Origin of the sequence: Brevundimonas sp., assembly GCF_046299535.1 — a bacterium.
Classification (GTDB): Bacteria; Pseudomonadota; Alphaproteobacteria; order Caulobacterales; family Caulobacteraceae; genus Brevundimonas.
In genome coordinates this window covers 1-23,799 of record NZ_JBKBIB010000023.1, presented here as the reverse complement: position 1 = coordinate 23,799, position 23,799 = coordinate 1, and the positions used below count along the sequence as shown (strand labels likewise).

Annotated in this window: 24 protein-coding genes and 1 tRNA gene; 13 read left to right on the top strand and 12 right to left on the bottom strand. The window is 69.1% G+C overall.

Annotated elements, in window-relative coordinates; genetic code table 11:
* The 6 genes from ACK4FB_RS14355 to ACK4FB_RS14330 form a co-directional block, all read right to left on the bottom strand.
* A partial coding sequence (locus tag ACK4FB_RS14355) for an aldehyde dehydrogenase family protein (protein WP_409753736.1) occupies positions 1–689 on the bottom strand: 689 nt, incomplete at its 3' end.
* Between the two features lie 152 nt (positions 690–841).
* On the bottom strand, positions 842–1,849 hold the full coding sequence (locus ACK4FB_RS14350) for an arginine N-succinyltransferase (RefSeq protein ID WP_409753733.1): 1,008 nt from the start codon (positions 1,847–1,849) through the stop codon (positions 842–844).
* 4 nt (positions 1,850–1,853) lie between these two features.
* The gene (locus tag ACK4FB_RS14345; RefSeq protein WP_409753730.1) at positions 1,854–3,104 is read right to left on the bottom strand and encodes a hydrolase; all 1,251 of its coding nucleotides are present in this window, start codon (positions 3,102–3,104) and stop codon (positions 1,854–1,856) included.
* 67 nt (positions 3,105–3,171) lie between these two features.
* Positions 3,172–7,407 (bottom strand): translocation/assembly module TamB domain-containing protein, encoded by a 4,236-nt coding sequence (locus tag ACK4FB_RS14340; protein WP_409753727.1) that lies wholly within the window; start codon positions 7,405–7,407, stop codon positions 3,172–3,174.
* A complete protein-coding gene (locus ACK4FB_RS14335) occupies positions 7,404–9,191 on the bottom strand; it encodes an autotransporter assembly complex protein TamA (RefSeq protein WP_409753724.1) in 1,788 nt (595 codons plus the stop codon). The genes ACK4FB_RS14340 and ACK4FB_RS14335 overlap by 4 nt, the downstream gene beginning before the upstream one ends.
* A gap of 93 nt (positions 9,192–9,284) precedes the next feature.
* Entirely contained in the window at positions 9,285–9,545 is a 261-nt protein-coding gene (locus ACK4FB_RS14330) for a hypothetical protein (RefSeq protein WP_409753720.1), read from the bottom strand.
* A gap of 155 nt (positions 9,546–9,700) precedes the next feature.
* On the opposite strand from ACK4FB_RS14330, the gene ACK4FB_RS14325 reads away from it, so the two are divergent.
* The 9 genes from ACK4FB_RS14325 (at position 9,701) to ACK4FB_RS14285 (ending at position 17,957) form a co-directional block, all read left to right on the top strand.
* Positions 9,701–11,455, top strand: a complete 1,755-nt coding sequence (locus ACK4FB_RS14325) for an ATP-binding protein (RefSeq protein WP_409753717.1) — start codon at positions 9,701–9,703, stop codon at positions 11,453–11,455.
* Positions 11,456–11,536: 81 nt separating this feature from the next.
* Positions 11,537–11,613 (top strand) — tRNA-Lys (locus ACK4FB_RS14320).
* Between the two features lie 70 nt (positions 11,614–11,683).
* Positions 11,684–12,433: an ATP12 family chaperone protein gene (locus ACK4FB_RS14315; RefSeq protein WP_409753714.1), complete on the top strand. Its 750-nt coding sequence runs from the start codon at positions 11,684–11,686 to the stop codon at positions 12,431–12,433.
* A gap of 79 nt (positions 12,434–12,512) precedes the next feature.
* The gene (locus ACK4FB_RS14310) at positions 12,513–12,959 is read left to right on the top strand and encodes a hypothetical protein (protein WP_409753711.1); all 447 of its coding nucleotides are present in this window, start codon (positions 12,513–12,515) and stop codon (positions 12,957–12,959) included.
* Entirely contained in the window at positions 12,956–13,249 is a 294-nt protein-coding gene (locus ACK4FB_RS14305; RefSeq protein ID WP_409753708.1) for a winged helix-turn-helix domain-containing protein, read from the top strand. Before ACK4FB_RS14310 ends, ACK4FB_RS14305 begins: the two co-directional genes overlap by 4 nt.
* A 250-nt stretch (positions 13,250–13,499) precedes the next feature.
* Positions 13,500–15,032 (top strand): acyl-CoA carboxylase subunit beta, encoded by a 1,533-nt coding sequence (locus ACK4FB_RS14300; RefSeq protein ID WP_409753705.1) that lies wholly within the window; start codon positions 13,500–13,502, stop codon positions 15,030–15,032.
* A gap of 50 nt (positions 15,033–15,082) precedes the next feature.
* The gene (locus tag ACK4FB_RS14295) at positions 15,083–15,844 is read left to right on the top strand and encodes a hypothetical protein (RefSeq protein ID WP_409753702.1); all 762 of its coding nucleotides are present in this window, start codon (positions 15,083–15,085) and stop codon (positions 15,842–15,844) included.
* A gap of 73 nt (positions 15,845–15,917) precedes the next feature.
* Entirely contained in the window at positions 15,918–16,193 is a 276-nt protein-coding gene (locus ACK4FB_RS14290) for a low molecular weight protein tyrosine phosphatase family protein (RefSeq protein WP_409753699.1), read from the top strand.
* Between the two features lie 69 nt (positions 16,194–16,262).
* Positions 16,263–17,957 (top strand): bifunctional protein-serine/threonine kinase/phosphatase, encoded by a 1,695-nt coding sequence (locus tag ACK4FB_RS14285; RefSeq protein WP_409753696.1) that lies wholly within the window; start codon positions 16,263–16,265, stop codon positions 17,955–17,957.
* A gap of 18 nt (positions 17,958–17,975) precedes the next feature.
* On the opposite strand, the gene ACK4FB_RS14280 is transcribed toward ACK4FB_RS14285, so the two are convergent.
* Positions 17,976–18,419: a MarR family winged helix-turn-helix transcriptional regulator gene (locus tag ACK4FB_RS14280; RefSeq protein ID WP_409753693.1), complete on the bottom strand. Its 444-nt coding sequence runs from the start codon at positions 18,417–18,419 to the stop codon at positions 17,976–17,978.
* Between the two features lie 60 nt (positions 18,420–18,479).
* Here ACK4FB_RS14280 and ACK4FB_RS14275 point away from each other — a divergent pair, with 60 nt between their 5' ends.
* A complete protein-coding gene (locus ACK4FB_RS14275; RefSeq protein ID WP_409753691.1) occupies positions 18,480–19,130 on the top strand; it encodes a glutathione S-transferase family protein in 651 nt (216 codons plus the stop codon).
* Positions 19,131–19,134: 4 nt separating this feature from the next.
* Here the strand turns inward: ACK4FB_RS14275 and ACK4FB_RS14270 are convergent, their stop codons facing one another.
* Together ACK4FB_RS14270 and ACK4FB_RS14265 are read right to left on the bottom strand one after the other, a co-directional pair.
* Positions 19,135–19,869 (bottom strand): arginyltransferase, encoded by a 735-nt coding sequence (locus ACK4FB_RS14270; protein ID WP_409753688.1) that lies wholly within the window; start codon positions 19,867–19,869, stop codon positions 19,135–19,137.
* A gap of 106 nt (positions 19,870–19,975) precedes the next feature.
* Entirely contained in the window at positions 19,976–20,875 is a 900-nt protein-coding gene (locus ACK4FB_RS14265) for a flagellar motor protein MotB (RefSeq protein WP_409753685.1), read from the bottom strand.
* 126 nt (positions 20,876–21,001) lie between these two features.
* Between ACK4FB_RS14265 and ACK4FB_RS14260 the strand changes: the two genes are divergently transcribed.
* From ACK4FB_RS14260 to ACK4FB_RS14250, 3 genes are read left to right on the top strand one after another with little or no spacing between them, the layout of a single operon-like run.
* Positions 21,002–21,508 (top strand): flavin reductase family protein, encoded by a 507-nt coding sequence (locus ACK4FB_RS14260; protein WP_409753682.1) that lies wholly within the window; start codon positions 21,002–21,004, stop codon positions 21,506–21,508.
* Positions 21,505–22,368 carry an NAD(P)-dependent oxidoreductase gene (locus ACK4FB_RS14255; RefSeq protein WP_409753679.1) on the top strand — a complete coding sequence of 288 codons (864 nt, stop codon included), beginning with the start codon at positions 21,505–21,507 and terminating at the stop codon, positions 22,366–22,368. The genes ACK4FB_RS14260 and ACK4FB_RS14255 overlap by 4 nt, the downstream gene beginning before the upstream one ends.
* Positions 22,320–22,889 carry a hypothetical protein gene (locus ACK4FB_RS14250; RefSeq protein ID WP_409753739.1) on the top strand — a complete coding sequence of 190 codons (570 nt, stop codon included), beginning with the start codon at positions 22,320–22,322 and terminating at the stop codon, positions 22,887–22,889. Before ACK4FB_RS14255 ends, ACK4FB_RS14250 begins: the two co-directional genes overlap by 49 nt.
* A gap of 29 nt (positions 22,890–22,918) precedes the next feature.
* Here the strand turns inward: ACK4FB_RS14250 and ACK4FB_RS14245 are convergent, their stop codons facing one another.
* From ACK4FB_RS14245 to ACK4FB_RS14235, 3 genes are all read right to left on the bottom strand, one after another.
* Positions 22,919–23,107 carry a hypothetical protein gene (locus ACK4FB_RS14245; protein WP_409753676.1) on the bottom strand — a complete coding sequence of 63 codons (189 nt, stop codon included), beginning with the start codon at positions 23,105–23,107 and terminating at the stop codon, positions 22,919–22,921.
* 13 nt (positions 23,108–23,120) lie between these two features.
* Positions 23,121–23,363 carry a hypothetical protein gene (locus tag ACK4FB_RS14240; protein WP_409753673.1) on the bottom strand — a complete coding sequence of 81 codons (243 nt, stop codon included), beginning with the start codon at positions 23,361–23,363 and terminating at the stop codon, positions 23,121–23,123.
* Between the two features lie 208 nt (positions 23,364–23,571).
* The coding region (locus ACK4FB_RS14235) for a hypothetical protein (RefSeq protein ID WP_409753670.1) at positions 23,572–23,799 on the bottom strand (228 nt) is incomplete at its 5' end.

The window sequence follows — 23,799 nt, the reverse complement described above, 5'->3', positions numbered from 1 at the left end:
TGGAATTGTCCCCCTCCACCCCCCGAGCCGGTGAACAGCAGGGCGTCGATCTTCTGGTCCAGCAGGGCGGCGCCGGTCTCGCGGCCGCCCTGGATCAGGTTGAACACGCCGGTCGGCAGGTCGGCGGCCTCCAGCGCCTCGGCCATCAGCTGGCCGGTGTGCGGGGTCTCCTCGGACGGCTTGAAGACCACGGTGTCGCCCGCCAGCAGGGCCGGGACGATGTGGCCGTTGGGCAGGTGGCCGGGGAAGTTGTACGGGCCCAGCACCGCCGCCACGCCGTGGGGACGGTGGCGCAGCACGGCGCGGCCGAAGGCGGTCTCGGCCTCGCGCTCGCCGGTGCGCTCCTCGCAGGCGCGGATGGAGATGTCCACCTTGCCGGCCATGGAGCCCAGCTCCGCCTTCGTTTCCCACAGGGCCTTGCCGGTCTCGCGGCTGATGGCCTCGGCCATGTCGGCGGTGCGGTCCTTGAGCACGGCCTGGTAGCGCTTCACCGCGTCGATGCGCTCCTGGCGCGGGCGGTCGGCCCAGTCGGGGAAGGCGGCGCGGGCGGCGTCGACGGCGGCGGCGGCCTGGGCGGGGGAGGCCTCGGCGCCGGTCCAGACGGTCTCGCCCGTGGCGGGATCGGTGGAGGTGAAGGCGGCGCCCTGGCCGGCGGTCCATTGGTTGGCGATGAAATGGGTGTTCGTCATTTTGTGTCCGCTCATCCCGGCGAAAGCCGGGACCCAGTGATTTGGATGACCCGAAGTGTCAGGTCTGGCCCGCCCGCCGGTCCTGAAGCGTCAGCGTGAAGCTGGACAGGACTGGGTCCCGACTTTCGCCGGGATGAGCGGAATTTTTATTGTCAGCTCTTCACCCGAACGACGCCGCCGGGTTTGAGTTTCAGGGCGTCGGCGGCTTCCCTGGTCATATGGGCGGTGTCCCCGTCGATGGCCACCCTGGTGCGCACGGCGCGAAAGGCGGTGACGCTGTCGGTGGAGGCGAGGGAGACCAGCTCGACGTCCACCTCATCGGCGACGGACAGGGTCAGGGTGCGGGCGTCGCGGACGGTGCGGATGTTGTCGCGCTGGCAGGCCACGGTGGGGCCGCCGTCGAAGATGTCGACCAGACCGTTGGGGCGGAAGCCCTCGGATTCCAGCAGGGCCATGGCGGGCACGCCCTGGGGGTGCACCTTCCCGATCACGGCGCGGGCGGGCTCGGGCAGCAGGCCGATGTAGATGGGGTGGCGCGGGGCCAGGTCCACGATGAACTGCTTGTCGGTGGAGCCGGTCATGCGGTCGGCGTCATCGAACTCCATGGGGAAGAATTTGTGCGCCACATGGTCCCAGAACGGGCAGGCGCCGTCGGGGGTGAAGACTCCGCGCAGCTCGGCCAGCACATTGTCGGCGAACAGTTCGGGATCGGCGCCGATCAGCATGTAGCGGGACTGTGACAGCAGGCGCCCGGCGCCGCCCTTGCGCCGGTCGGCCTTGAGGAACAGCGAGCCCACCTCGGACCAGCCGGTGCACTCGTTGACCAGCACCAGGGTCTGGTGATCCAGCCGCACGTTCATGGAGGGCGAGGACTGGGTGTGATTGACGATGCGGAACGAGAAGAAGGGCCGCTTCAGCCCCACCGCCGCCTTGACGCTGCCGACGCCGTCCACGTCGCCGGTGGCGGTGTCCTCGAGCATCAGGGTGTACCAGCGCTCCTGAGGGGCCAGCTTGCCGGCGAAGCTGTCGCGGCTGATGTCCAGCCGTTCGGACAGGACGTCGGCGTCCTCGGGCAGGCTGGTGAAGCCGGGGCCGGACAGGATGGCCAGTTCGAGCAGGGAGTCCAGGTCGGAGGGCCCGGCGGGGCGGACGACGAGCATGCGGTTACAGGGTCTCCAGTCGAAGGGATTTGAGGCGGTGGGCGTCGATCTCGCCCGAGGCGGTCTTGCACAGGATCAGGGCGGAGAGCCGGGCGCGTTCGACGAAACTGTCGGGCCAGGCGAACTCGTCTTCGGAATGGATATCGCCGCCCAGCACGCCCAGGGTGTCGATATTGGGCAGGCCCGCCGCGTGCAGATTGTTGCCCTCGCAGACGCCGCCGGAGGATTTCCAGGCGATGCTCTGGCCCAGCAGGGCGCCGGTCTGGCGCACGGCCTCGAACAGTTCGGTCTGGGCCGCGTCCATGGGCTTGGGCGGGCGGGTGAAGCCGCCGTGCAGGTGCAGGGTCAGGCCCTCGAACGGCGGGGTGGAGGCGATCTCGGTGACCGCGTGTTCGATCCAGGCGGCGGCCTGGGCGTCGGGCACGCGCACGTTGAAGCGGACCACGGCGTTGTCGGCCACCACGTTCAGGGCGCCGCCGCCGGAGATCTTCGCCACATTGACGCTGACGCCCTCGCGCTGGCCGTTGAGGCCGTGCAGGGCGGCGGCGAGGATGGCGGCGCCGGCCACGGCGTTGCGGCCCTCGTCGAAGGCGCGGCCCGCGTGGGCGGCCTTGCCGGTGACGATCAGGTGCCAGTTGCCGCTGCCCTTGCGCGCGCCGGCCAGGGTGCCGTCGGCCAGCGCCGGCTCATAAGTCAGGCCCAGATGCCCGCGCGCGCCCAGTTCCGCCAGCAGGGGCGCGGAGGCGGGGGAGCCGATCTCCTCGTCCGGGGACAGCAGGACGGTCCAGCCGACGTGGTCCTTGTCCGGGTGCGCCTCGAAGGCCTCCAGCGCGCCCAGCAGGACGGAGATGCCGCCCTTCATGTCGGCCAGGCCGGGGCCGTTCAGGGCGCCGTCGGCGCGCGTCGTCACCGTCTGGAAGGGGCTGTCGGCCGGGAAGACGGTGTCGTAATGGCCGGTCAGGACCACCTGGATCGGGGCCTCGGGGCGGGCGGTGATCTTCAGGCAGTCGGCGTGGGCCTGTTCGATCACCCGGGCGTCGTCGCCGACGATGGACGAGGGTGCGGTGGGGATGCGGGCGATTTCAGCGGGCAGGATCCGCGCCTCGGCCTCCAGTACGTCCAGCATGCGGGCGAGGCCGCCGTCGTTGCGGCTGCCGGAGTTGATTTCGCTCCAGGCGACGGCGCGCGAAAGGATGCGCTCGCCGGCTTCGGCGACGCGATCAAGGACAACCTGATCGTGGGGGTGAATCTTCATGCGCGCGGACCCTACGCGCCCGGCGGGACAAATGCCAAGCCGGGTGGAAAGCCTGCGCGGGCGGCGGCTATTCGCTCCGGTTGGGCCGACGATCCTGACGGCCCGTCCCGGGCTGACGGGTCTGGTTGCGCCAGCGGACGGCGAGACGCGCGTCGCCGTCGCCCTCGAACCGGGAGGTGACGGCGATATTGCGCCTGACCTGCCACTCGACCTGAACCGCGCCCCCGCCTTCGCCGCCGCCGATGACCTCGAAATAGACGTTGTCGGTCAGGTAGCGGCCGCCCGCCACCGTCAGGGCCGAGGCGTCGCCGCCGAAGGACAGGCGGTCCAGACCGGCGAACTCGCGCAGATTGCCCAGCACGTCAAAGCCGCCGCCGCCGGCCAGGGAGGCCACGCCCGAGGCCAGCTGCGCCGCCTCGAAGGCCGACAGTTGCGAGGCGGACCGGCCAAACAGGACTTGAGACAGAATTTCATCCTGCGGCAGTTGCGGCGTGGACGTCAGCTCGATCTCGGGCGAGGCGGCGGTGCCGGTCACACGCACCTCGGCCGTCAGGGCCGGGTCTTCGCGCACGGCGCGCAGATCAAGGCGAATCCGGTCGATATCCGTGGAGAGGGTCACCGTACCGCTGTCGTCGAACACGAAGCGCTTGCCCGCGAAATCATAGTCGCCGCGCACCACCCGGGCCGTGCCGGTCAGTTGCGGGCTGGCCAGGGTCCCGCGCACCCGGGCGTTGACGTTCATCTCCACATTCAGGCCGCGGCCCCGCACCCAGACCTGGCCGTTGGGCGAACGCAGCACAATGTCCAGACCGATGGAGGGGCCGCGCCGTGCGGCTTCCGGGTCATCCCCGCCGATCACGACCGGATCGCCGCCGGGGCGGTTCACCTCGATCACGTCCATGCGCACGATGCCGTTGCCCCCGACCGGGTTGGCCGCGATCTCGGCCTCGTCGACGTTGAGACGGCCCATCAGCTGGATGTTGCCGTCCGCGCCGCGGGTGACAGTGATGGGGCCGGAAGCGTCAGCGGTGGCGATCTCGTTGTCGATCAGGCGGAAGCTGGACAGATTGAGGGTGAAGCTGGAGGCCGACCCCTGACGCAGGTTCATGCGGCCAGAGCCGGACACCGTGCCGCCCGAGCCGTCATTGGCGGTGAAGGTCTGCACCTGGGCGGACTCGCCGTCGAAACGGGCGGCCAGTGTCAGGGCCTCCAGACGGACGCCGGTGATGGTGTCACGGAAGGATCCTTGCCGGACATCCAGGCTGCCCGTGATGCGCGGGTCGTTTATGGAGCCGGCGATGGCGGCCTGACCATCGACCTGTCCCGCCAGGCGCTGTTCACCGCCCAGGAAGATATCCCAGATCGGCTGGATCTGGCCGCTGAGGGACACCTCGCCGGACATGGGACGGGTGCGGTTGACGGCGAGGCGCAACGGGGCGGCGGAGGTCTCAACCGGCAGCGTCAATTCTGCACTGGCCTGAACGCCGCCTTCGTCCACGGCCCGAGCCGTGAGACGCAGGGTGTCGCCGGCCAGGCGGGCGTCCACCGTGCCGTTGACCGCCAGACCTTCGGCAGCGTCGACGCTGCGCAACTCGGTCATGGTCAGATTGGCGGAGCCCGACAGGTCGTCGCCCGCTCCGCGCAGGGACACGCGGCCCGTGACACGCCCCCGCAGGTCCGGCGACAGGGAGCCAAGGTCGACGCTGGTCAGATTGGCCTCGATCAGGGAGGCGTTGCTGTCCTGCCGCAGTTCGCCCACCAGGGCGCCGCCGCCCACGCCCAGATCCACCCGAACAACCCGTCCGTCGCCGGAGAGCGCGATCACGGCCGGATTGCGGGTGTTGAAGGCGATCTCGCGGACGCGGCCGTCGCCGCTCAGGGTCATGGTCTGGCCCTGACCATTGCGGGCGTAGACGCCGGAGCCATTGAACTCCACGGGGGTGTCGCCGGCCACGTCAGCGCTGAGAGTGAAAGGAAGGCGGTCGAGCGTTCCACGGCCGTTCAGATCCAGAGTGCGGATCAGATAGCCGGAGCCCGCGAAACGGACGTTGCGGCCGGTGACCTCAAGGATGGCGCTGTCGCTTCCGCCGCCTTCGGTCAGTCGCACACGGCCATCGGCCTCCCCCGAGGCCAGGAAGGCCCCCTGCCGGGCGGTGAAGGCGAGATCGGCGCTGGCGGGTGCGCCGCCCACAAGCGCGATGTCGCCCTGGGCCGCCACGCCGCCGGCGTTTACGTCCACGCCGGACAGACGCACGCCGCCGTCGGCCAGGAAGAAGTCCCCCGAGGCGCGGGCGGGGCCATAGTTGCTCTCTGCGGTCAGGGCCACCCGGCCGTCGGAGGCGTTGGCGCCGCGCCGGAAACTGAGGACCATGTCCGCGCCGGTCAGGGTCAGCGGTCCTGCGGCGATCTCGGCGAAGGCGGCGGTCAGGTCGGCGCGGGGTTGCGAAAGGGAGCCTGTGATCGCACCGTCGCCGGACATGGCGCCGTCCAGTTCCACGGGGCCCACGCCGAAGGGGCCCTGGGCATTCCAGTTCAGCGCCAGCCGCAGCCGCCCGTCGCCTTCGACGAGCCCGCGCGCGCCGGCCCGCCCGTTGGCGCCCGACAGTTCTGCACGGTCGATCTCGACCCGTCCGTCCCTGAAGGACCCCGCCGCGTTCAGGCGCGGGGTCGCGCCCAGCAGGCGATCCAGTTCCCCCATGCCGGTGGTCAATCCCCGGCCGCGGCCGTCGAAGGTGATCGCCCAGGGCGCGCCCGGCCTCGCCTGGCTGGCGCGGATGGGCCCGCCGAATGCCCCGCGCGCGCCGGGTCTGATGAGTCCGGCGTTGGTGATCTCCGCGCGGCCGGAGAAGCGCAGCGACCCGTTCATGCCGCGGGCGCCGGATCCCTCGACAATGAGGCCCTGACCACGCAGGTCCACGTCCTGCAGCAGGAAGGCGCCATCCGGGGTGCGCTGGGTTTCGAACGCCAGGCGCGGCTGGGGCCCGAGGAGGCCGCCGATGACGCCGGCGCGCGAGCCGCCCTGAACCGCCAGATCGCCGCTCAACGCCATGCGGCCGTTGCGGACGCGCACGTTCAGCGGCCCCGACAAGCGGTCGGCGCGATAACTGGCGGCGCTGAGGCGGCGCACGCTGACCGCTCCGTCCAGCCGCCAGGCCTGGGCGTCACCCCTGAATACGCCCACATAGGCCGAAGGACCTGCCAGACCGGCGCCGGTCAGGCGGCTGAGCGAGGGCGTGGCGACGCTGAGGCGAACGCCGTCGGGAGCGGTGCCGTCGGATGTATTGATGAAGCCGCGCGCCTGTGAGGCGAAATTGTCGGATCGCAGATCCCAGGCCATGGCCTCCAGCCCCTGGCGCGTGGGGTCGGCGACCGTGGCCAGACCAAACCTGGCCGTGCGGCCGATGCGCCGCACGAAGGGCTCAAGCAGGTCCGAGCCGGAGAAGTCCGCGAATCCCGAAATGCGCGTGCCCCCGCCCTGACGGAACCGGCCCCGGACGATCAGGGGCACGAACTCGCCGGTCTGCACGCGGGCGTTGACGCCGTCGCCGTTGACCAGCGCGGAGGCCAGGAAAGGCTCGTTGGGCGAGTAACCCAGGGCGCCGGCCAACGGGCCGCCGCCGGCCTCCTGGGCCCTGGCGTTGACGCGCAACTGGTCCAGACGGTCGCCCCAGGTGACCTCGGCGCGCAGGAAATCTCCACGGCGGGTCAGGCTGAAGGCGGAGACTTCCGCCGATCTGGCCCCGAAGCGACGAATGTTCGCCGCGCCGTTCAGGGTCCAGCGGCCGTATTCCTGGCTGAAGCCTTCCTCAAGATCGATATTGGCCGCGAAACGGTTGATGTCGATGCTGAGGGGCAGACCCCCGCCGGGCGCGTCGTCCGAAGCCTCCACCAGGGGGCGACGGATCAGGCGAATCCGTTCGGCCTCGATCTCGCTGGCGTGAAAGCGCCGGGTGATCAGCGGCCAGTAGGTCCAGTCCACGCGCACATTGGTGGCCTCAAGCCAGACCCCTTCGGCGTCAGTCACGGTCACCCGTGCGATGGTGAAATCGCTCCACAGGTCTCCCGACAGGCCCTCGACGTTGATGGCGCCGTAGTCGCCGAGCTGTTTGCCCGAGACGAAGCCCACGACCATATCGCGTCCGGCGGGAGACAGGACGATGAACCGACCGCCGATCAGGACCAGCAGGGCCAGCCCGATCAGGCCGGCCGCGACCATGCCTGCGATCAGCGCCGCCCATTGACGACGGGTCCGCCGCGCCTTCGCTTCCTTGGGCGTTTCAGGCTGTACGGCCGGATCGGTCAAAACGCCTGTCCGATGCTGATGTAAAGCTGGAAGTCGGAATCGCCCTCGCGCTTGTTCAGCGGGAACGCCACGTCGGCGCGGACGGGGCCGAAGGGGAGCCGGTAGCGGACGCCGAAGCCGGCGCCGTAGCGCATGTTGCTGAGGTCTGGCGTTTCCTCGAAACCGACCGCGCCGCCGTCCACGAACACCACAGCGCCGAAGTTCTCGCCGATGTCGCGGCGAACCTCGATGGAGGTCTCGAACAGGGACAGGCCCCCGCGGGGCGTGTTGTCGGTCAGGCGCGGGCCCACGCCCTGGTAGGAATAGCCGCGCACCGATCCGCCGCCGCCGGAATAGAACAGCCGATCCGAGGGCACCAGCGACTCCTCGGCCCCGACGATCGATCCGATCCGCAAACGCCCCGCCAGAACCGTCCGCCCTTCGTCCTGGATCGGCAGATAGGCCGTGCCGGTGGCGTCGGCGCGCAGGAAGTAGACGTCGTCGTCGCCGGTCACCGCCGTGGGCTGCGCCGTGCCGGACAGTCGCCAGCCCCGACGCGGATCGAGAGGATCGTTGGAGCGATCCACATGGAACCCGCCGCGGCCGGTGAGGATCACCAGATTGCGTTCGACGTCGACAGGCCCCTGGGTGACCGGATCAAACCGCGTTTCGTTGTAGAGCCCGCCGTCAAGCGCCACGCCGTAGCTGTACCAGGAGGTGCGGCCGAACCGCTGGCGCAGGTCGGCGGCCAGGCTGATCGCCGTGCGGTCGTAGGCGTCGGTGTCCTCATAGATGGCGGCGCTGGCCAACCGGAGGGTCTGACCCGGGCGTCGCCAGTGGGGCAGGGACAGCTCCGCCCCGATGCGGCTGTCGATGCGTGCGGCGCGGGCCAGGAATCGCAGAGTATCGGCCCGCCCGAAACGGTTGTGCCAGGTCCAGATACCGTCCACCCCCGGCCCCTCGGTGGTCGAATAGCTGACGCCGGCCTCGAGAATGCGGCGCGGCCGGTCGGTCAGGGTGACGATGATCGGTCGTCGCCCCTCGGCGTCAGTCTGGTCGGTCGGCGCAAGGGCGACCCCGACGCCGTCATAGACGCCGGTCTCCAGAAGGCGACGTTCCAGCTCGGCCACGTCCTCCGGATCGTAGACGTCGCCCTCGGTCCAGGGCGCCAGTCCCCCGACCCATTCGGCCCGCGTCGGACCCTGGGTCTCCAGCCGGACGCCGTCCAGGCGCACCAGCTCGCCCGAGACGATCCGGTAGGTCGGCTGAACCTGACGGACGGCGTGATCCACCACCACCCTGCGCGGCCCGGCCGAGGCGTCCGCATAGCCCCGGCGGTTGAGGCCGGAAACGATCCGGCCTTCCATGGCGATAACGTCGGCCGCCCGACCCGGCGCGCCGGGCTCGACCTGCACGGTGGACAGCATGGCCAGGGCGGTCTGATCGTCGGGCGGCGTCTCCAGCCAGTCCACGCGCGGCTGCTCAAGAGCGAAGCGCGGCCCCGGCGTGACGACGATCACCGCACGAGGGGGGCTTTCTCCCTCCACGACCTCTTCGATCACCGCCTGGTAATAACCTTCCGAGCGCAGCAGGGCCTCGGCGTTCTCGGCGGCGGCGGCGGCGCGACGGCGGGCCTGAAAACGGTTCTCGATCCGGGCGTCGGTTTCCCCCACGGCGCGCTCAAGCGCTTCCCTGAGATCACCGCTGACGTCGCCCCGAACCAGGGCGCGCGGCTCCGCCTGGGCGACGGTCGCGGCGCACATTGCCGTCAGGACGGCAGCGATCAGGGGAAGCGGACGGGTCAAACGCAATTTCTCCGGCCCGCCAGGAATATTCGGGAGCGAGGGGGACCGCCGTTGAACATCTTCATGTGGCGGTCTGACGGCGGGCGCCGCGGCTCAATAGAACAGGGTTTCGCTTTCAGGCTGAACCGTCTCTTCGGACGTTTCAGGGGGCGGCGGCAAGCGGGAGTAGTCGGCGGCCGGCGCTTCGGTCGTTGTGGCGGAAGCGTCCAGGCCCTGATCCTGTGCGGCGGGCGCGGACTCGACGGCGGGGGGCGGCGGCAGATCGTCACTGGCCGGGCTGCGGTAGGCCTCGTCATCGCACGCGGCCAGCCCCACCACCAAGGCAATAGCGAGGATCAGCTTGAATTCATTCATATTCGTTCCCCGCGCCCTTGAGGTCCAGTTATGTCTGCCAACGCGTGACCTGCGGTCCCGTTCCATTCCCGAGCCTGCAATATCCGTCAAGGGTTGGAAACCAATCGTTCGTACTGTGCAGGATACCCTTGTTCCATATTCGAGGGAGCGGGAGCATGGTCAGGTCGGGATACGCAGCCGTGGCGACGGCGCGGGCCAGGGAACTGCCGACCCGCCTTGGTCTGGCGCTGTTCATAGGCGGGGCCGCCCTGGTGATGGCCCCGTCCATCTGGCCCGTGGCGTGGTTCGCAGCCATGCTGGCCGGGCAGGGGGTGGACTGGCTGGCGTTCAGGCCGTTCCGGGCGCAAACGGGCGACGCCACCTGGCTGCAGAAGGCGTTCTGCGTGGTTTCGGCGGCGCTCAACACGGCGATCTATTCGTCCATCGCGGTTTATCTCTGGTTCAGGGGCGGTGAGTTCGGCGCCTTGTTCGCCATGATCCAGGTGGCGGGCGGCCTGCTGCATGTCAGCCTGCACATGCATCATGCGCGGCCGCTGCTGATCGCCTCGGTGATCCCCCATGCCACCTATTTCCTGGGGCTGCCCCTGCTGACTCTCGGCACGACCCGCGACCCGGCGGCTGTCGCGATTCTGATCGCGGCGCTGCTGTATGTCGCGCATCTTGTGGTGGCTGTGCGGCAGTCCATGAGAACTGCCGGGGACATGCGGGCGGCCAAGATCGAGGCGCTGATGCAGCGAGACCGCGCGAAACAGGCCAGCGACGCCAAGTCCGAGTTCCTCGCGGTCATCAGTCACGAAATCCGCACCCCCCTGAACGCTGTGATCTCCGGCGCCAATCTGTTGCGGCGTACACGTCTGGACGCGCGGCAGCGCGAGCATGTGACCATGCTTCTGGAAGGGGGCGATATCCTGCTGGGCTTGCTGAACGACGTGCTGGACTTCTCCAAGATCGAGGCCGGAAAGATGCGTCTGGAATCGGCCGAGATGAATGTGCGCAACAAGCTGGCGGCCCTGCGCCGGCTGTGGGAGCCGAAGGCCACGTCGCGCGGCGTCCGCATGAGCGTGATGATCGACGACGCCGTGCCCGATGTGGTGCGCACGGACCCCCTGAGATTCCAGCAGGTGCTGTTCAACCTTCTGTCCAACGCGGTGAAGTTCACCCGTGAGGGCGCGATCCGGGTGAATGTGACCTGGGACGAGCGGACCTCCATGCTGACGGCCGAGGTTCACGACACGGGCTGCGGCATCGCGGCCGAGCAGATGGACAGTATCTTCGACAGCTTCGAGCAGGCCTCCATCGGCGACACGCGGCGCTATGGCGGCACGGGTCTGGGGCTGGCCATCAGCCGCCGTCTGGCCCAGGTCATGGGGGGCGATCTGACGGTGACCAGCGCGCCGGGCGAGGGCTCGACCTTCACCCTGACGGTGCGCGTGGAGGCGGTGGAGCCGCGCCAGAAGGTCGATGTGCAGCCGGTCTTGCGGCCCGTCGCCGTGTCGCTTCAGGGGCGTTCGATCCTGGCGGTGGACGATCACGAGGTGAACCGCAGAATTCTCGAATTGCTGCTGGAGCCCCACGGCTGTCGTCTCACCCTGGCGGAGAACGGGGCCGAGGCGGTGGAGGCGGCGAGCGTGGAGGTCTTCGACGCCATTCTCATGGACATGCAGATGCCGGTCATGGACGGGCTGGAGGCCACGCGCCGCATCCGCGCGGGCGCCGGCGCCAATGCGGCGACGCCGATCATCGCTCTGACCGCCAACGCCATGGAGGTGCACAGGGCGGCGTGGGACACGGCGGGGGTCCACGCCTTCCTGACCAAGCCTATCGACGCGCCGTTGCTGGCCCGCACCCTGGCCGAAGCCTGCGCTGAACCGCGCAAGACCGCACAAACCATCGCCGGAGCCGCAGCCTGAACACGCGTGAAAAAAGAGGCGCCGACCCGTCTTGCCCCGCCGTGGCGACATCCGTATGGTCCGCGCCGCTTCAAGGTGTGGGAGCCCCTAGCTCAGTTGGTTAGAGCATCTGACTTTTAATCAGAGGGTCCTCGGTTCGAACCCGAGGGGGCTCACCATTCCCACGGCGCCGGATGCGGCGTCTGCGCGTTGAAGCCGCGACCGTCCTTCTTCTGATCGGATAAGCAGATGGCCGACACGCCGTCCCGGCGCCCCCCGGGCTTCGTCGAACTGGCGCAAGATCAGGTGCGCCGCTTCTGGAAAACCGTCAGCGTCGAGCCCGACGGGCAGGGCTGGGCCGTCCGGCTGGACGGCAAGATGCCGAAATCGCCGGCGGGCCATAGCCTGGTGCTGCCGACACAAGCTGCGGCGCAGATCGTGGCCGAGGAATGGGCCGGGCAGGGCGAGGTGCTGATCCCCGCCACCATGCCCGCGACGCGGCTGGCCTTCACCGCCATCGACCGGGTGCGCGAGGTGCGCGAAGCCGTGGCCGACGAGATCACCGCCTACGCCGGATCGGACGTGATCTGCTATCTTGCCGACACCCCCGATACCCTGGTGGAGCGTCAGGCGCGGGACTGGACCCCGTGGCGAGACTGGGCCGAGCGGGAGCTGGGCTGCGTGCTGATCCCGGTCGCGGGCATCGTGCATCGGCCGCAGGCCGATGAGGCGCTGGCGGCGGTTCGCGAGGCGGCGCTGGCGCTGGACGACTACGCCCTGACCGGACTGGCCATGGCCACGCCCCTGCTGGGCTCGGCGGTGCTGGCGCTGGCGGTGCAGCGGGGCGCGCTGTCGGGCGCCGAGGCGTTCGACCTGTCGCGGCTGGACGAAGCCTTCACCGAAGATCGCTGGGGCGTGGACGAGGAAGCCGCCGAACGGGCCGAGGGCCTGCGCGCCGAGGCGGTGATGCTGGAGCGATGGTTCGCGGCGCTGCGCTGATTTTCCAATCTGGAAAATTATCACTTGACGAGTTGGAAAGTCAGCTTCATTTTCCGGTATGGAAAGTGAGGAGTTCGCCATGACCCGACAACCCGATCCGCGAGAGGCGCTGGACGTCATCGCCTCCGCCCGCCAGGCCGTGCCGGGCGAAATGAAGAATTCACTGGGCTACGACCTCGCCTACGGGCTGTGCTGCGGCCTGATGGTGGCGGGGCAGGGGCTGCCGACACCGTGGTCGGCCCTGGTGCTGGTGGTGTCCCTGTGTGGCCTGGTGGGCCTGATCCACTTCTGGAAGCAGAAATACGGCTGGTGGGTCAGCGGCTATTCGCCCAGACGCGCCCGCTGGGCCGCCATCGGCCTGGCCGTGGTGCTGATCAGCCTGATGGGTCTGTCCATCTGGGGCAAGGCCGCCGGGATCGCCTGGACGCCGCTGGCCACCGGGGCGGCGGGCTTCGTCGCCGCCATCGTGGGCGGCCGCATCTGGATGGCCGTCTGGAAGCGGGAGCTGGCGGAGGCGGGCGGATGACCGCCGTACCCGTCTTCGATCCGGTGATCCACGCGCCGGGCCGGCTGCAGATCTGCGCGATCCTGTCCCGCATCGACGAGGCCGAATTCGCCATGATCCGCGACTCCATCAAGGTCTCGGACTCGGTGCTGTCCAAGCACCTGAAACAGCTGGAGGAGGCCGGCTATCTGAAGCCGCGCAAGGCGGCGGTGGACGGGCGCCAGCGGACGTGGCTGTCGCTGACGGCCGCCGGACGCAAGGCCTTCGCCGCCCATGTGGCCGAACTGACCCGTCTGGCGGGCATGGCGTAATTCTCCCCCACCGGGGGAGGGGGACCATGCGCAGCATGGTGGAGGGGGTCTGTCCGCTCCGCCGCTCTGAAAACCTCGACCGCAACCGGCATCCGTGCGGCGGAACCACCCCCTCCACCGACATCTGTGCGGCGGAACCAGCCCCTCCACCGCTTCGCGGTCCCCCTCCCCCGATGGGGGAGGATTGCTTGCCACCGCCCGCGTCGGCTCCTAAGCCTGCCTGCAAGAAAAAACGCTCAGGAGCCCGCCCATGCACGACATCCTCGAACAGCTCGAGAAGCGCCGCGAAGCCGCCAAGCAGGGCGGCGGGGAAAAGCGCATCGCGGCCCAGCACGCCAAGGGCAAGCTGACGGCGCGGGAGCGCATCGACGTGCTGCTGGACGAGGGTTCGTTCGAGGAGACCGACATGTTCGTGGAGCACCGCTCCCACGACTTCGGCATGGAGACGCAGCGCATCCCCGGCGACGGGGTGGTGACCGGGCGCGGGACCATCGGCGGGCGGCTGGTCTATGTGTTCTCCAAGGACTTCACCGTGTTCGGCGGCAGCCTGTCGGGCGCCCACGCGGCCAAGATCGTCAAGCTGCAGACCATGGCCCTGACCAATGGGGCGCCGATCATCGGCATCTTTGACGCCGGCGGGGCGCGCATTCAGGAGGGGGTCGAGAGCTTGGCCGGCTATGCCGACATCTTCCTGCAGAACACCCTGGCCTCGGGCGTCATCCCCCAGATCAGCGTCATCATGGGCCCGTGCGCGGGGGGCGACGTCTATTCGCCCGCCATCACCGACTTCATCTTCATGGTGAAGGACACCTCCTACATGTACGTCACCGGTCCGGACGTGGTGAAGACGGTGACCAATGAGGTGGTCAGCCACGAGGATCTGGGCGGCGCCAAGGTCCACGCCACCAAGTCCGGCGTCGCCGACGGGGCGTTCGAGAACGATCTGGAGGCCCTGTCGGAAGTGCGCCGTCTGGTGGGCTTCCTGCCCCTGTCGAACCGCGAAAAGCCGCCGGTGCGCGAGAGCTATGACGAGCCGCAGCGCGACGAGCCCAGCCTGGATACGCTGGTGCCCGCCAATCCGAACCAGCCCTATGACATGAAGGAGCTGATCCTGAAGGTGGTGGACGAGGCGGAGTTCTTCGAGATCTCGGAAGGCTTCGCCCGCAACATCATCACCGGCTTCGGCCGGCTGGACGGCCAGACCGTGGGCGTGGTGGCGAACCAGCCGCAGGTGCTGGCGGGGGTGCTGGACATCGATGCGTCGAGGAAGGCCGCGCGCTTCGTGCGGTTCTGCGACGCCTTTGGAATTCCTTTGCTGACCTTCGTGGACGTGCCCGGCTTCATGCCTGGCACGCGCCAAGAGTACGGCGGCCTGATCAAGCACGGCGCCAAGCTGCTGTTCGCCTATGCCGAGGCCACGGTGCCCAAGCTGACCGTCATCACCCGCAAGGCCTATGGCGGCGCCTATGACGTCATGAGCTCCAAACACCTGCGCGGCGACGTCAACTACGCCTGGCCCACCGCCGAGATCGCCGTCATGGGCGCCAAGGGGGCGGTGGAGATCATCTTCCGCAAGGAGGCCGGCGATCCGGAGGCGCTGGCGGCGCGCGAGGCCGAGTACAAGGAGCGCTTCGCCAATCCGTTCGTGGCGGCGTCACGGGGCTACATCGACGACGTGATCATGCCGCATGGGACGCGGCGGAGACTGATCCGGGCGCTGGGGACGCTGGCCAACAAGCAGCAGCAGAACCCGTGGAAGAAGCACGATAATATTCCGCTTTAGTGTGGGCTTCCCACGGCGTAGCTTGGCCTTCGCACGGGGAGGGTCAAGCCATGCAGCCGTTCATCCGAAAACGCCGCCTGCTCGCAGCTGTCTGCTGGCTCGGGATCGTGATGTCTCCAGGCGCCGCTTTAGCGTGCTCCTTGGTCGAGTTCCAAGACGACGGGCGGTACGTGGACGGGGACCTCGTCACGCAGATCGCTCGGAAGGCCGACACGATCCAGATCGTTAGGGTGACTCACAAGTATCTGGTTCACAGGGCGTATTCCCTCGGCGGCTGGTATCTGAACTACGGCAACACCGACCTGCCTGCGGATTATCCGGAGTTCACCGAGCAGTTTGTCTTCCGATTTGAGATTGACGAGACGCTGAAGATGGAAGGCGATCCGAACCATGTGATCTACGACGATGAGCCTCGCGTCTTAGGTTACGACACCAGCGTTTTGGGCGACCAATTCAGTCCCGGGTCGATGGGCTTTTCACACCCCAACCAGTTGCCGCCTTGGTTTACGCAAAGACCGGGGAACGAGGGCTATGCGTTTCAAGCCGCCGACCAAAGATCAGGGCTTGGAGGCGGTGAATGCTCACCGCCCTATGTCCTCGAGGTCGGACAACAGTTCATTGCGCTGCGGGATTCACTTGGGCGCTTTTACCCAGCGTCTGGCGCGTTTCCTCTTGAGATCGATACGGAGTTTCGCGGGCAAACCGGGCGAACGGAGCGATTTCCCCTGAACATGCAGTCGCTGGTGCCGATCAGCGGTCGGGACGATCTCTTTGTGCAGAGCCTTCGCGCGGCGATCACTACCGACGGCTAGACTGCTCATTCCCCTGACCAACCTCCTCTTCCTCTGTTCCCGCAACCGCCTGCGCTCGCCCACGGCCGAGCAGGTGTTCGCCAATCGGCCCGGTGTGGAGACCGCTTCGGCCGGGTTGGCGCCCGATGCGGAGGAGCCATGCTCCGCTGAGTTGGTGGAATGGGCCGACATCATCTTCGTCATGGAGCGCGCCCACCGCGCAAAGCTCCAGCGCCGTTTCAGGGCGCATCTGAAGCGCGCCCGCGTGGTGTGCCTCGACATCCCGGATGATTACGCCTTCATGCAGCCGGAGTTGGTGGCGCTGCTGGAGAAGCGGGTGGGGCGGTTTCTCCCTTCTGGCCTCCGATAAAGGGCCCCCCATTGCCATCCCGCAGCGCACAATCCATGCTCGACCCCCTGACGTCGCCAGCGAGGGGATATGCCGGACGACAGGCTGGAGGTCGCGGCGGGGTTCGCTACGGAGCGGGGGCCGCGGGCGGATAATCAGGACTTCGGCGGGGTGCACCTCGGTTCGCCCGAGGAGCAGCGCCTGCATGGGGTGATCGCGGCCATCGCCGACGGGGTCGGCGGGGCCAGGGGCGGGCGCGTGGCGGCCGAGCTGGCGGTGCGCAGCTTCATCGACGGCTATCTGGACCAGAAGCCCCTGTCAGGCGTGGCGGCGTCGGCGACGGCGGCCCTGCGCGGGTTCAACCGCTGGCTTCACGCCACCGGGCGCAGCGACCCGAAGATGGAGGGCGCGGCGGCGACCTTCACGGCCATGATCCTGCGCGGGCGCGAGGCCACGGTGGTCCATGTGGGCGACAGCCGGGCGTGGCACTGGCGCGACGGGGTGCTGACCCGGCTGACCGACGACCATGTGCTGAACCGGCCGGGGCAGGACCACATGCTGTTCCGCGCCGTGGGCATCGAGTCCGATGTGAAGCTGGACGTGCGGGTGCAGGCGCTGGAGCCGCACGACCGGTTGTTGCTGACCACCGACGGGGCGCACCGGGCGCTGAACGAGGGGGAGATCGGCCGCATCCTGGGCCGCCGGGCCTCGCCCGACGCCGACGCCCGGGCCATCGTGCAGGCCGCGCTGGACGCGGACGGGCAGGACAACGCCACCGCCATCGTCATCGACGTGATCCGCACCGGGGCGCTGGATTGGGCGTCATTGGGCGCACAGAGCGAGGGCCTGCCCATGCCGCCGCCGCCCAAGGCCGGGGAGATCGTGGACGACTGGCGGCTGGAGCGGCAACTGGCCGACGGTCGGCACACGCGGCTGTTCGTGGCGCGGGAGCGGCAGGGGGGCGACCCCGTGGTGCTGAAATTCCCCAAGCCGGGCGGCCTGCCGGAGGCCGATCTGCGCGCGATCCTGCTGCGCGAGGCCTTCATCGGCCAGCATGTGGACAGCCCCCATCTGGGCCGGACCCTGCCGGTGGACCCGGCGCGCCAGAGCCGGCTGTATAACGTTCAGCCGTTCCATGAGGGCGGCACCCTGCACGGGCGGCTGTCGCGGGGCGAGCCGATCCCCATGCCGGAGGGCGTGCGCATCGCCGCCTGCATCGCGCGGGCGGTCATGGCCCTGCATCGGCAGGGCGTCGTGCACCGGGACATCAAGCCGGACAATGTGATCCTGACCTCCGATGGCGGGGTCAAGCTGATCGATCTGGGCGTGGCCCGGGTGGAGCGGGTGGAGGAGACCGGCGCCCGGGCGCCCGGCACTCCCGGCTTCGTGGCCCCGGAGATGTTCGCGGGCGACAGCGACGGGGACGAGAAGACCGACCAGTTCGCCCTGGGGGTGACGCTGTACCGGCTGTTCGCGGGCGAGCCCCCGTGGGGCGAGGTCGATCCGGACAGCCGCCTGCCGTACGAGCGGCCCACGCCCCTGACGCGGCGCCGGCCCGACGCGCCCGCCTGGCTGGAGGCGGCGATCATGCGGGCCATCGCGCCGGACCCGGCGCACCGCTGGGCCGACGTGCAGGATCTGGTGCAGGCGCTGGAGAGCGGCGGGGCGCTGGCGACGCCGCCGCCGCGCCAGATGTCGCTGCTGGAGCGCGACCCGGTGCGGTTCTGGAAGGGGGTCAGCCTGGTCCTGCTGATCGCCCTGATCGTGTCGCTGGCGTTGGGATAGGGCTCAAGCAGACAAGGATCAGGCGAGGGCGTTCAGGCCCGCCCTCAGCGCATCCCCGCCGCCGTCCAGTTCGGCCTCGAGTTCGCCATGCGCCGCGATCCAGACGGGCGCGGCGCGGGCCAGCAGGGCGCGGCCGGCGTCGGTCAGGGCGGCGCGGCGACTGCGCCGGTCCTCGGGATCGACAGCGACGGTCACCAGCCCCTGACGCTCCAGCGGCTTCAGGTTCGCGGTCACGGTGGACCGGTCCATGGCCAGCAGCTCCGCGACCGCGCCGATAGGGGGCGGGGAAGGGCGGTTCAGGCCGTTCATCAGCGAGAACTGCCCGCTGGTGATGCCCAGCGGCCGGAACGCCTCATCGAACCGCCGCGCCAGCCTTCGCGCGGCCCGCTGGGCGTGCAGGCACAGGCAGTGGTCGCGGATGTGCAGGGTGGTCTGGAACGCGGCGGGCATGGGCTTTGACATGGCGGCAATTATGTTGATATCAACATAAAAGGCAAGCATGATGCGGAGAGGGCGTGCGTGATGATCGAGGTTTCGGCTTTCAAGTGGGTGCCGCCGTTCGCCCAGGGCGTGGTGCGCGACCTGCGGGTTCGATGGGCGCTGGAGGAAGCGGGCTACGGCTATGACGACCGCCTTTTGGGATTCGAGGACTGCGCGTCCAGCGCGTACCGGGCCTGGCAGCCGTTCGGACAGGTTCCGGCCTTTCGGGACGACCGGGTGGAGATGTTCGAATCCGGCGCCATCGTCCTGTACATCGCCCAGAAATCCGATCTGTTGATGCCCTATGACGAGGCGGGTCGGGCCATGGTCATGACCTGGCTGTTCGCAGCCCTGAACAGCGTCGAGCCGTATGTGACCGATCTGGCCGCCATCGACCTGTTCCATGCAGGCGAAGCGTGGACGGTGGAGCGCCGCCCCCAGGTGGAGGACGCCCTGCGGCGGCGGCTGGGCGATTTGCAGACCGCGCTGGGCGACCGTCAATGGTTCGCGGGCGACCAGTTCAGCGCGGCGGACATCCTGATGGCGACGGTGCTCAGGGGCCTGCGGCACACCGCCATTCTGGCTGATTATCCGGCCCTGTCGGCCTATCTGGAGCGGTGCACGGCGCGGCCGGCCTTCAGGCGGGCTCTGGCCGAACAGATGGCGCCGTTCAAGGCGAACGAGCCAGCCTGAGACGTCAGACCACCAGGGTCCATCCGAGGGGGCGCAGGACTTCCATGGGGCGGAAGCGGCCCTTGTAGTCCATCTTGGTGGAGCCCTGGACCCAGTAGCCCAGATAGACATAGGGGGCGGCGATCAGCGCGGCCTGGCGCAGGTGGTCCAGCACGGCGAAGACGCCGAGGCTGCGGCGCTCCAGCCGGGGATCAAAGAAGCTGTAGACCATGGACAGGCCGTCCGAGAGCAGGTCGGTCAGGCACACCGCCACCAGTTCGCCCGGGCCGCCGTCGTCGGAGGGCAGGCGGTACTCGATCAGGTGGGTCCTGACCGCCGTGTCCTCGACCATGGCCACATAGTCCTGCCAGGTCATGTCGGTCATGCCGCCGCCCGGGTGGCGCGTGGTCAGGTAGCGGCGCAGCAGGTCAAACTGCTCCATGGTGGCCTCGGCCTCGACCAGGGCGCGGCTGAGGTCGGCGTTGCGGTTCAGCACCTTGCGCTGGGACCGGCTGAAGACGAAGTCGGCCACCGGCAGGCGCACAGAGATGCAGGCGTCGCAGGCCTCGCAGGCGGGGCGGTAGGCGATGTTCTGGCTACGGCGGAAGCCGGCGCTGGTCAGCTGGTCGTTGACGTCGGCGCCTTCGGAGAAGGGGAGGTTGGCGAACACCTTCCGCTCCACCTGGCCGGGCAGGTAGGGACAGGGCGCGGTGGCGGTCATGAAGAACCGCAGTCGCCGTGTCGGAATGTGTTGGGTCACGCTCCCACAACCTGCACGAAATCAGGCCGATACTGCGACCTGTGCGGATTTGGGGCCAAATCGCCGCCCGCCGCAAGCGCGTTCGCGCGAGAGGCGGGGCGGCGGGTCACAGACTGGTGTCCGTGGGCAACACCGGCGCCTCGCGCAACAGCACGATGGAGATGCGCCGGTTGCCGGCCAGGGTCGGGTCGTCGGGATACAGCGGATCCGAGCCCGCCTTGCCCGAGACCTGGAAGACGCGGTCAGGATCGACCCCGGCGCCCTGCAGGATCTGGCGCGAGGCGTCGGCGCGGGCCGAGGACAGGGGCCAGTCGCCGGGCGCGCTGGCCCGGCGCTGGCCGGCCACGGCGCTGGTGTGGCCGGTGATGGTGACGCGGTTGGGCAACTGGTTGATGACGCGGGATACGGCGCGCAGCAGCACCCGCGCCCGTTCGTTGGGCTGGGCCGAGTTGCTGTCGAACATGGAGCGGCCTTCCTGATCCACCAGCTGGATGCGCAGGCCCTCGGGGGTCTGGTCGATGATCAGGTGGCGCGACAGCTCGGCCAGTTCAGGCATGTCCTGCATGGCCTGACGCAGGGAGGCGGCGGCGCTGGCGAACTCCTGGGCCTCTCGGCGGGCGATCTCCTCGCGCAGTTCGTTTTCTGTGGCGGCGGCCAGGTTGCTGCTCTGGCCCGCGTCCTCGATCTGTTCGGGGGCCTCGGGGGCCAGTTGCTCGATGACCGAGCGGGAGCCGGAGCCCTGGGCCCCGTCGTCGCCAAGGGCCGTGCCGCCCAGGATGCCGCCCGAGCCGCTGGTGGTGGAGGAGACGCTGGCGGGGGCGAAGTATTCGGCGATGCCCCGCTTCTGCTCCGGATCGGTGGTGTTGATCAGCCACATGAGCAGGAAGAAGGCCATCATGGCGGTGACGAAGTCGGCATAGGCCACCTTCCACGCGCCGCCGTGGTGGCCGTGGCCCGAGACCTTCTTGACCTTCTTGATGAGGATCGGACGATCGCTCATGGACATGGAACGCACCCCGCAATGGTGAGGGGACCTTGCCTGAATGAGGTTAAGGCCGGGTTTCCCGGAACGGGACGGTTGCCACCGCCGCCCGGGCCGCCTAGGTCCGGGTGAGCCGACCGTGGAGCCTGCGTGACCATCGATCCCCAGACCGACGCTGACGTGCCCGAGCCCGTGGCCTATCGCCGGGCGCTGGGCGGCTTCGCCACAGGCGTCTGCGTGGTGACCGCCGACACCGCCGACGGGCCGCTGGGCGTCACCATCAACAGCTTCACCTCGGTGTCGCTGGAGCCCCGTCTGGTGCTGTGGTGCATGGACGAGGGCTCGCAGCGCTGGAAGGCGTTCGAGGCCGCCGAGCGGTTCAGCATCCATGTTCTGGGCGCCGACGACCGGCACATGGCGGCCCGCTTCGCCCGGGGCGACTGCTGGCTGAGGGACGATGAATATGAACGGGCGGGGGAGGGCGCGCCGCGCCTGAAGCACGCCGTGACCCGGCTGGACTGCCGCACGCACCAGCGCCTGCCCATGGGCGACCACATCACCATCGTGGGCGAGGTGGAGAGCTTTGCGGCCGACGGCGGCGACGCCCTGGTGTTCTTCCGGGGACATTATGGCCGCATCGGGGGGGACGGACTGTGAAGATCGCATTCGCCGGACTGGGCGTCATGGGCGGGCCCATGGCCGGGTATCTGGTCACGGCGGGACACGCCGTGACCGGCTTCAACCGCTCGCCGGAGAAGGCGCGGGTCTGGGCCGAGCGGACGGGCGGGACATTTGGGTCGACCGTGGCCGAGGCGGCGGCGGGGGCTGGGCTGTTCATCCTGTGCGTGGGCAATGACGACGACGTGCGGCAGGTGGTCAGAGAGGCCCTGCCTCATTTGGCCGAGGGCGCGATCATCGTGGACCACACCACCACCTCGGCAACGGTCGCCCGCGAGATGGCGGCGCTGGCGGGGGAGGGCGGGCGGGCCTTCATCGACGCTCCGGTGTCGGGCGGTCAGGCGGGCGCCGAGAACGGGCAGCTGACGGTCATGGCGGGCGGCGATCCGGCGGCCTTCGCCCGGGTCGAGCCGGTGCTGGCGGCCTATGCGAAGGCCATGCGCCTGATGGGGCCGGCCGGGGCCGGACAGCTGACCAAGATGGTCAACCAGATCTGCATCGCGGGCGTGGTCCAGGGTCTGGCTGAGGCGGTCCATTTCGCGGCGAACGCCGGGCTGGATCCCGAGGCGGTGCAGGCGGCCATATCCAAGGGCGCGGCCCAGTCATGGCAGATGGACAACCGCTGGGCCACCATGAGCCGGGGCGAGTTCGACTTCGGCTTCGCCGTGGACTGGATGCGCAAGGATCTCGGGCTGGTGCTGGACGAGGCCCGCGCCAACGGCAGCCATCTGGCCGTGACGGCGCTGGTGGATCAGTTCTATTCAGAAGTTCAGGCCATGGGGGGCAATCGGTGGGACACATCAAGTCTGGCGGCGCGGCTGCAAACGAAGACCCGCTAGCCGCCGATTCCGTGTGGCCGCTGTGGCGCGCGCTGGTGCGGGAGTTCGGCCTGTGGTGCATGGTGGTTCGACTGAGCCGCTCCTTCTCCGGATGGGGCCTCTACGGCGTGGACGTGATCTCGACGCTGGGTGACCTTCCTTGGGCGCGCCGGGCGCTGGCGACGCTCAGGGACCTCCCGGAGGTTCAGCTGGAGCGTCTGGCCCGGCTGGCCGAGCTGAACGCCCGGCGCAACGAGGCCCACTGGCGCATGGCGGCCCTTTTTTACATCACGGTGCCCGCCTCGCTGTTCGTGGCCGGGCTGCAGGGCGCGCCGGAATACACCCGCGCGATGGTGTCGGACCTGGGCCCCTGGGTGACCCTGCTCATCCTGGGGGTGGTGGTTCAGATGCTCTATTACTTCGCCACCCAGTGGCGCGCCCGTCAGGTGGAGGCTGTCATCGAACTGGCGCGCATCGAGCGGCTCGGTCCGCCCGCGGCGCCGACGCCCGCCGCTGCGACGAAGGGGAAACGGTCCCGCTGACGCCTCTGGGTTGAGGGCGGCCCGCCGACTCAGCCGTAACGGTGCTTGCGGCCTTTTTCGCCGAGGAGGTTCCAGCCTGCGCTGGTGGGGCGGAACCCGGACTTGCCGGTGCGCTCGGCCAGGCCCAGCACGGTGAGCTGGGCGCTGAGGTCGCGGTTTTCGGTTCGCTCTGAATCGATGATGTCGAGCAGGGCCTCGACGGTCTGGTCTTCGGTCACGGTTGCTCCAGGGTTAGTCGAACGGGTGGGGCAGTCGCCCGGATTTGAAGAGAATGGTGGGGGATTCGTCATAATCCCCCAGTTCGGTGTCGGCGGAAACGGAAAAGGCCACGACGCCGATCCGCAGCGGCCCCAGACGCTCCGCCTTTCGCCGGGCCTCCTCCGCGGACTTGCAGCCGATCTGCTGCTCGGCCCTGAGCCCGCCGCCCTTTCCGGCGACGTACCCCTGGACGATGTGGACGGTTTCAACGCCCATCTATTTTTTCGGCTTCGCAGGACCCTCGGGCAGCCCTTTCAGGCTGGGGTTCGAGGCGTTGGCCCTGGGCGATACGGCCTTCTTCGGCTTGCCTTTGGACTCTTTCATTTCGGCGTTTCCCTGAGTGAGGCTCATCCTAGCATGGCCCGCGCGGCGCGACGCCATTCAATCGGCGGCGGCGCTGCCGTTTCCGGGATGACGCGGCGGGTCATGGGTCGGGTCCGGCGTTGTCGGACGCCGGATGCAAAAAACAGTGCAACGGGCGTGCAACGGGGGCCTCCTCGCCGCTGCCCCTGAGGGCGGTCCGGCGGTTGAGGCCCTTGTCAGACAAGGGATCGCCCGGCGCGGCGGCGGCCGGGTGGCCGGGCGCGGCGTTGCACGCCGAAGCCGAAAAACAGTGCAACGGGCGTGGAGGGCCAGCGTCCGTGTCATCCCG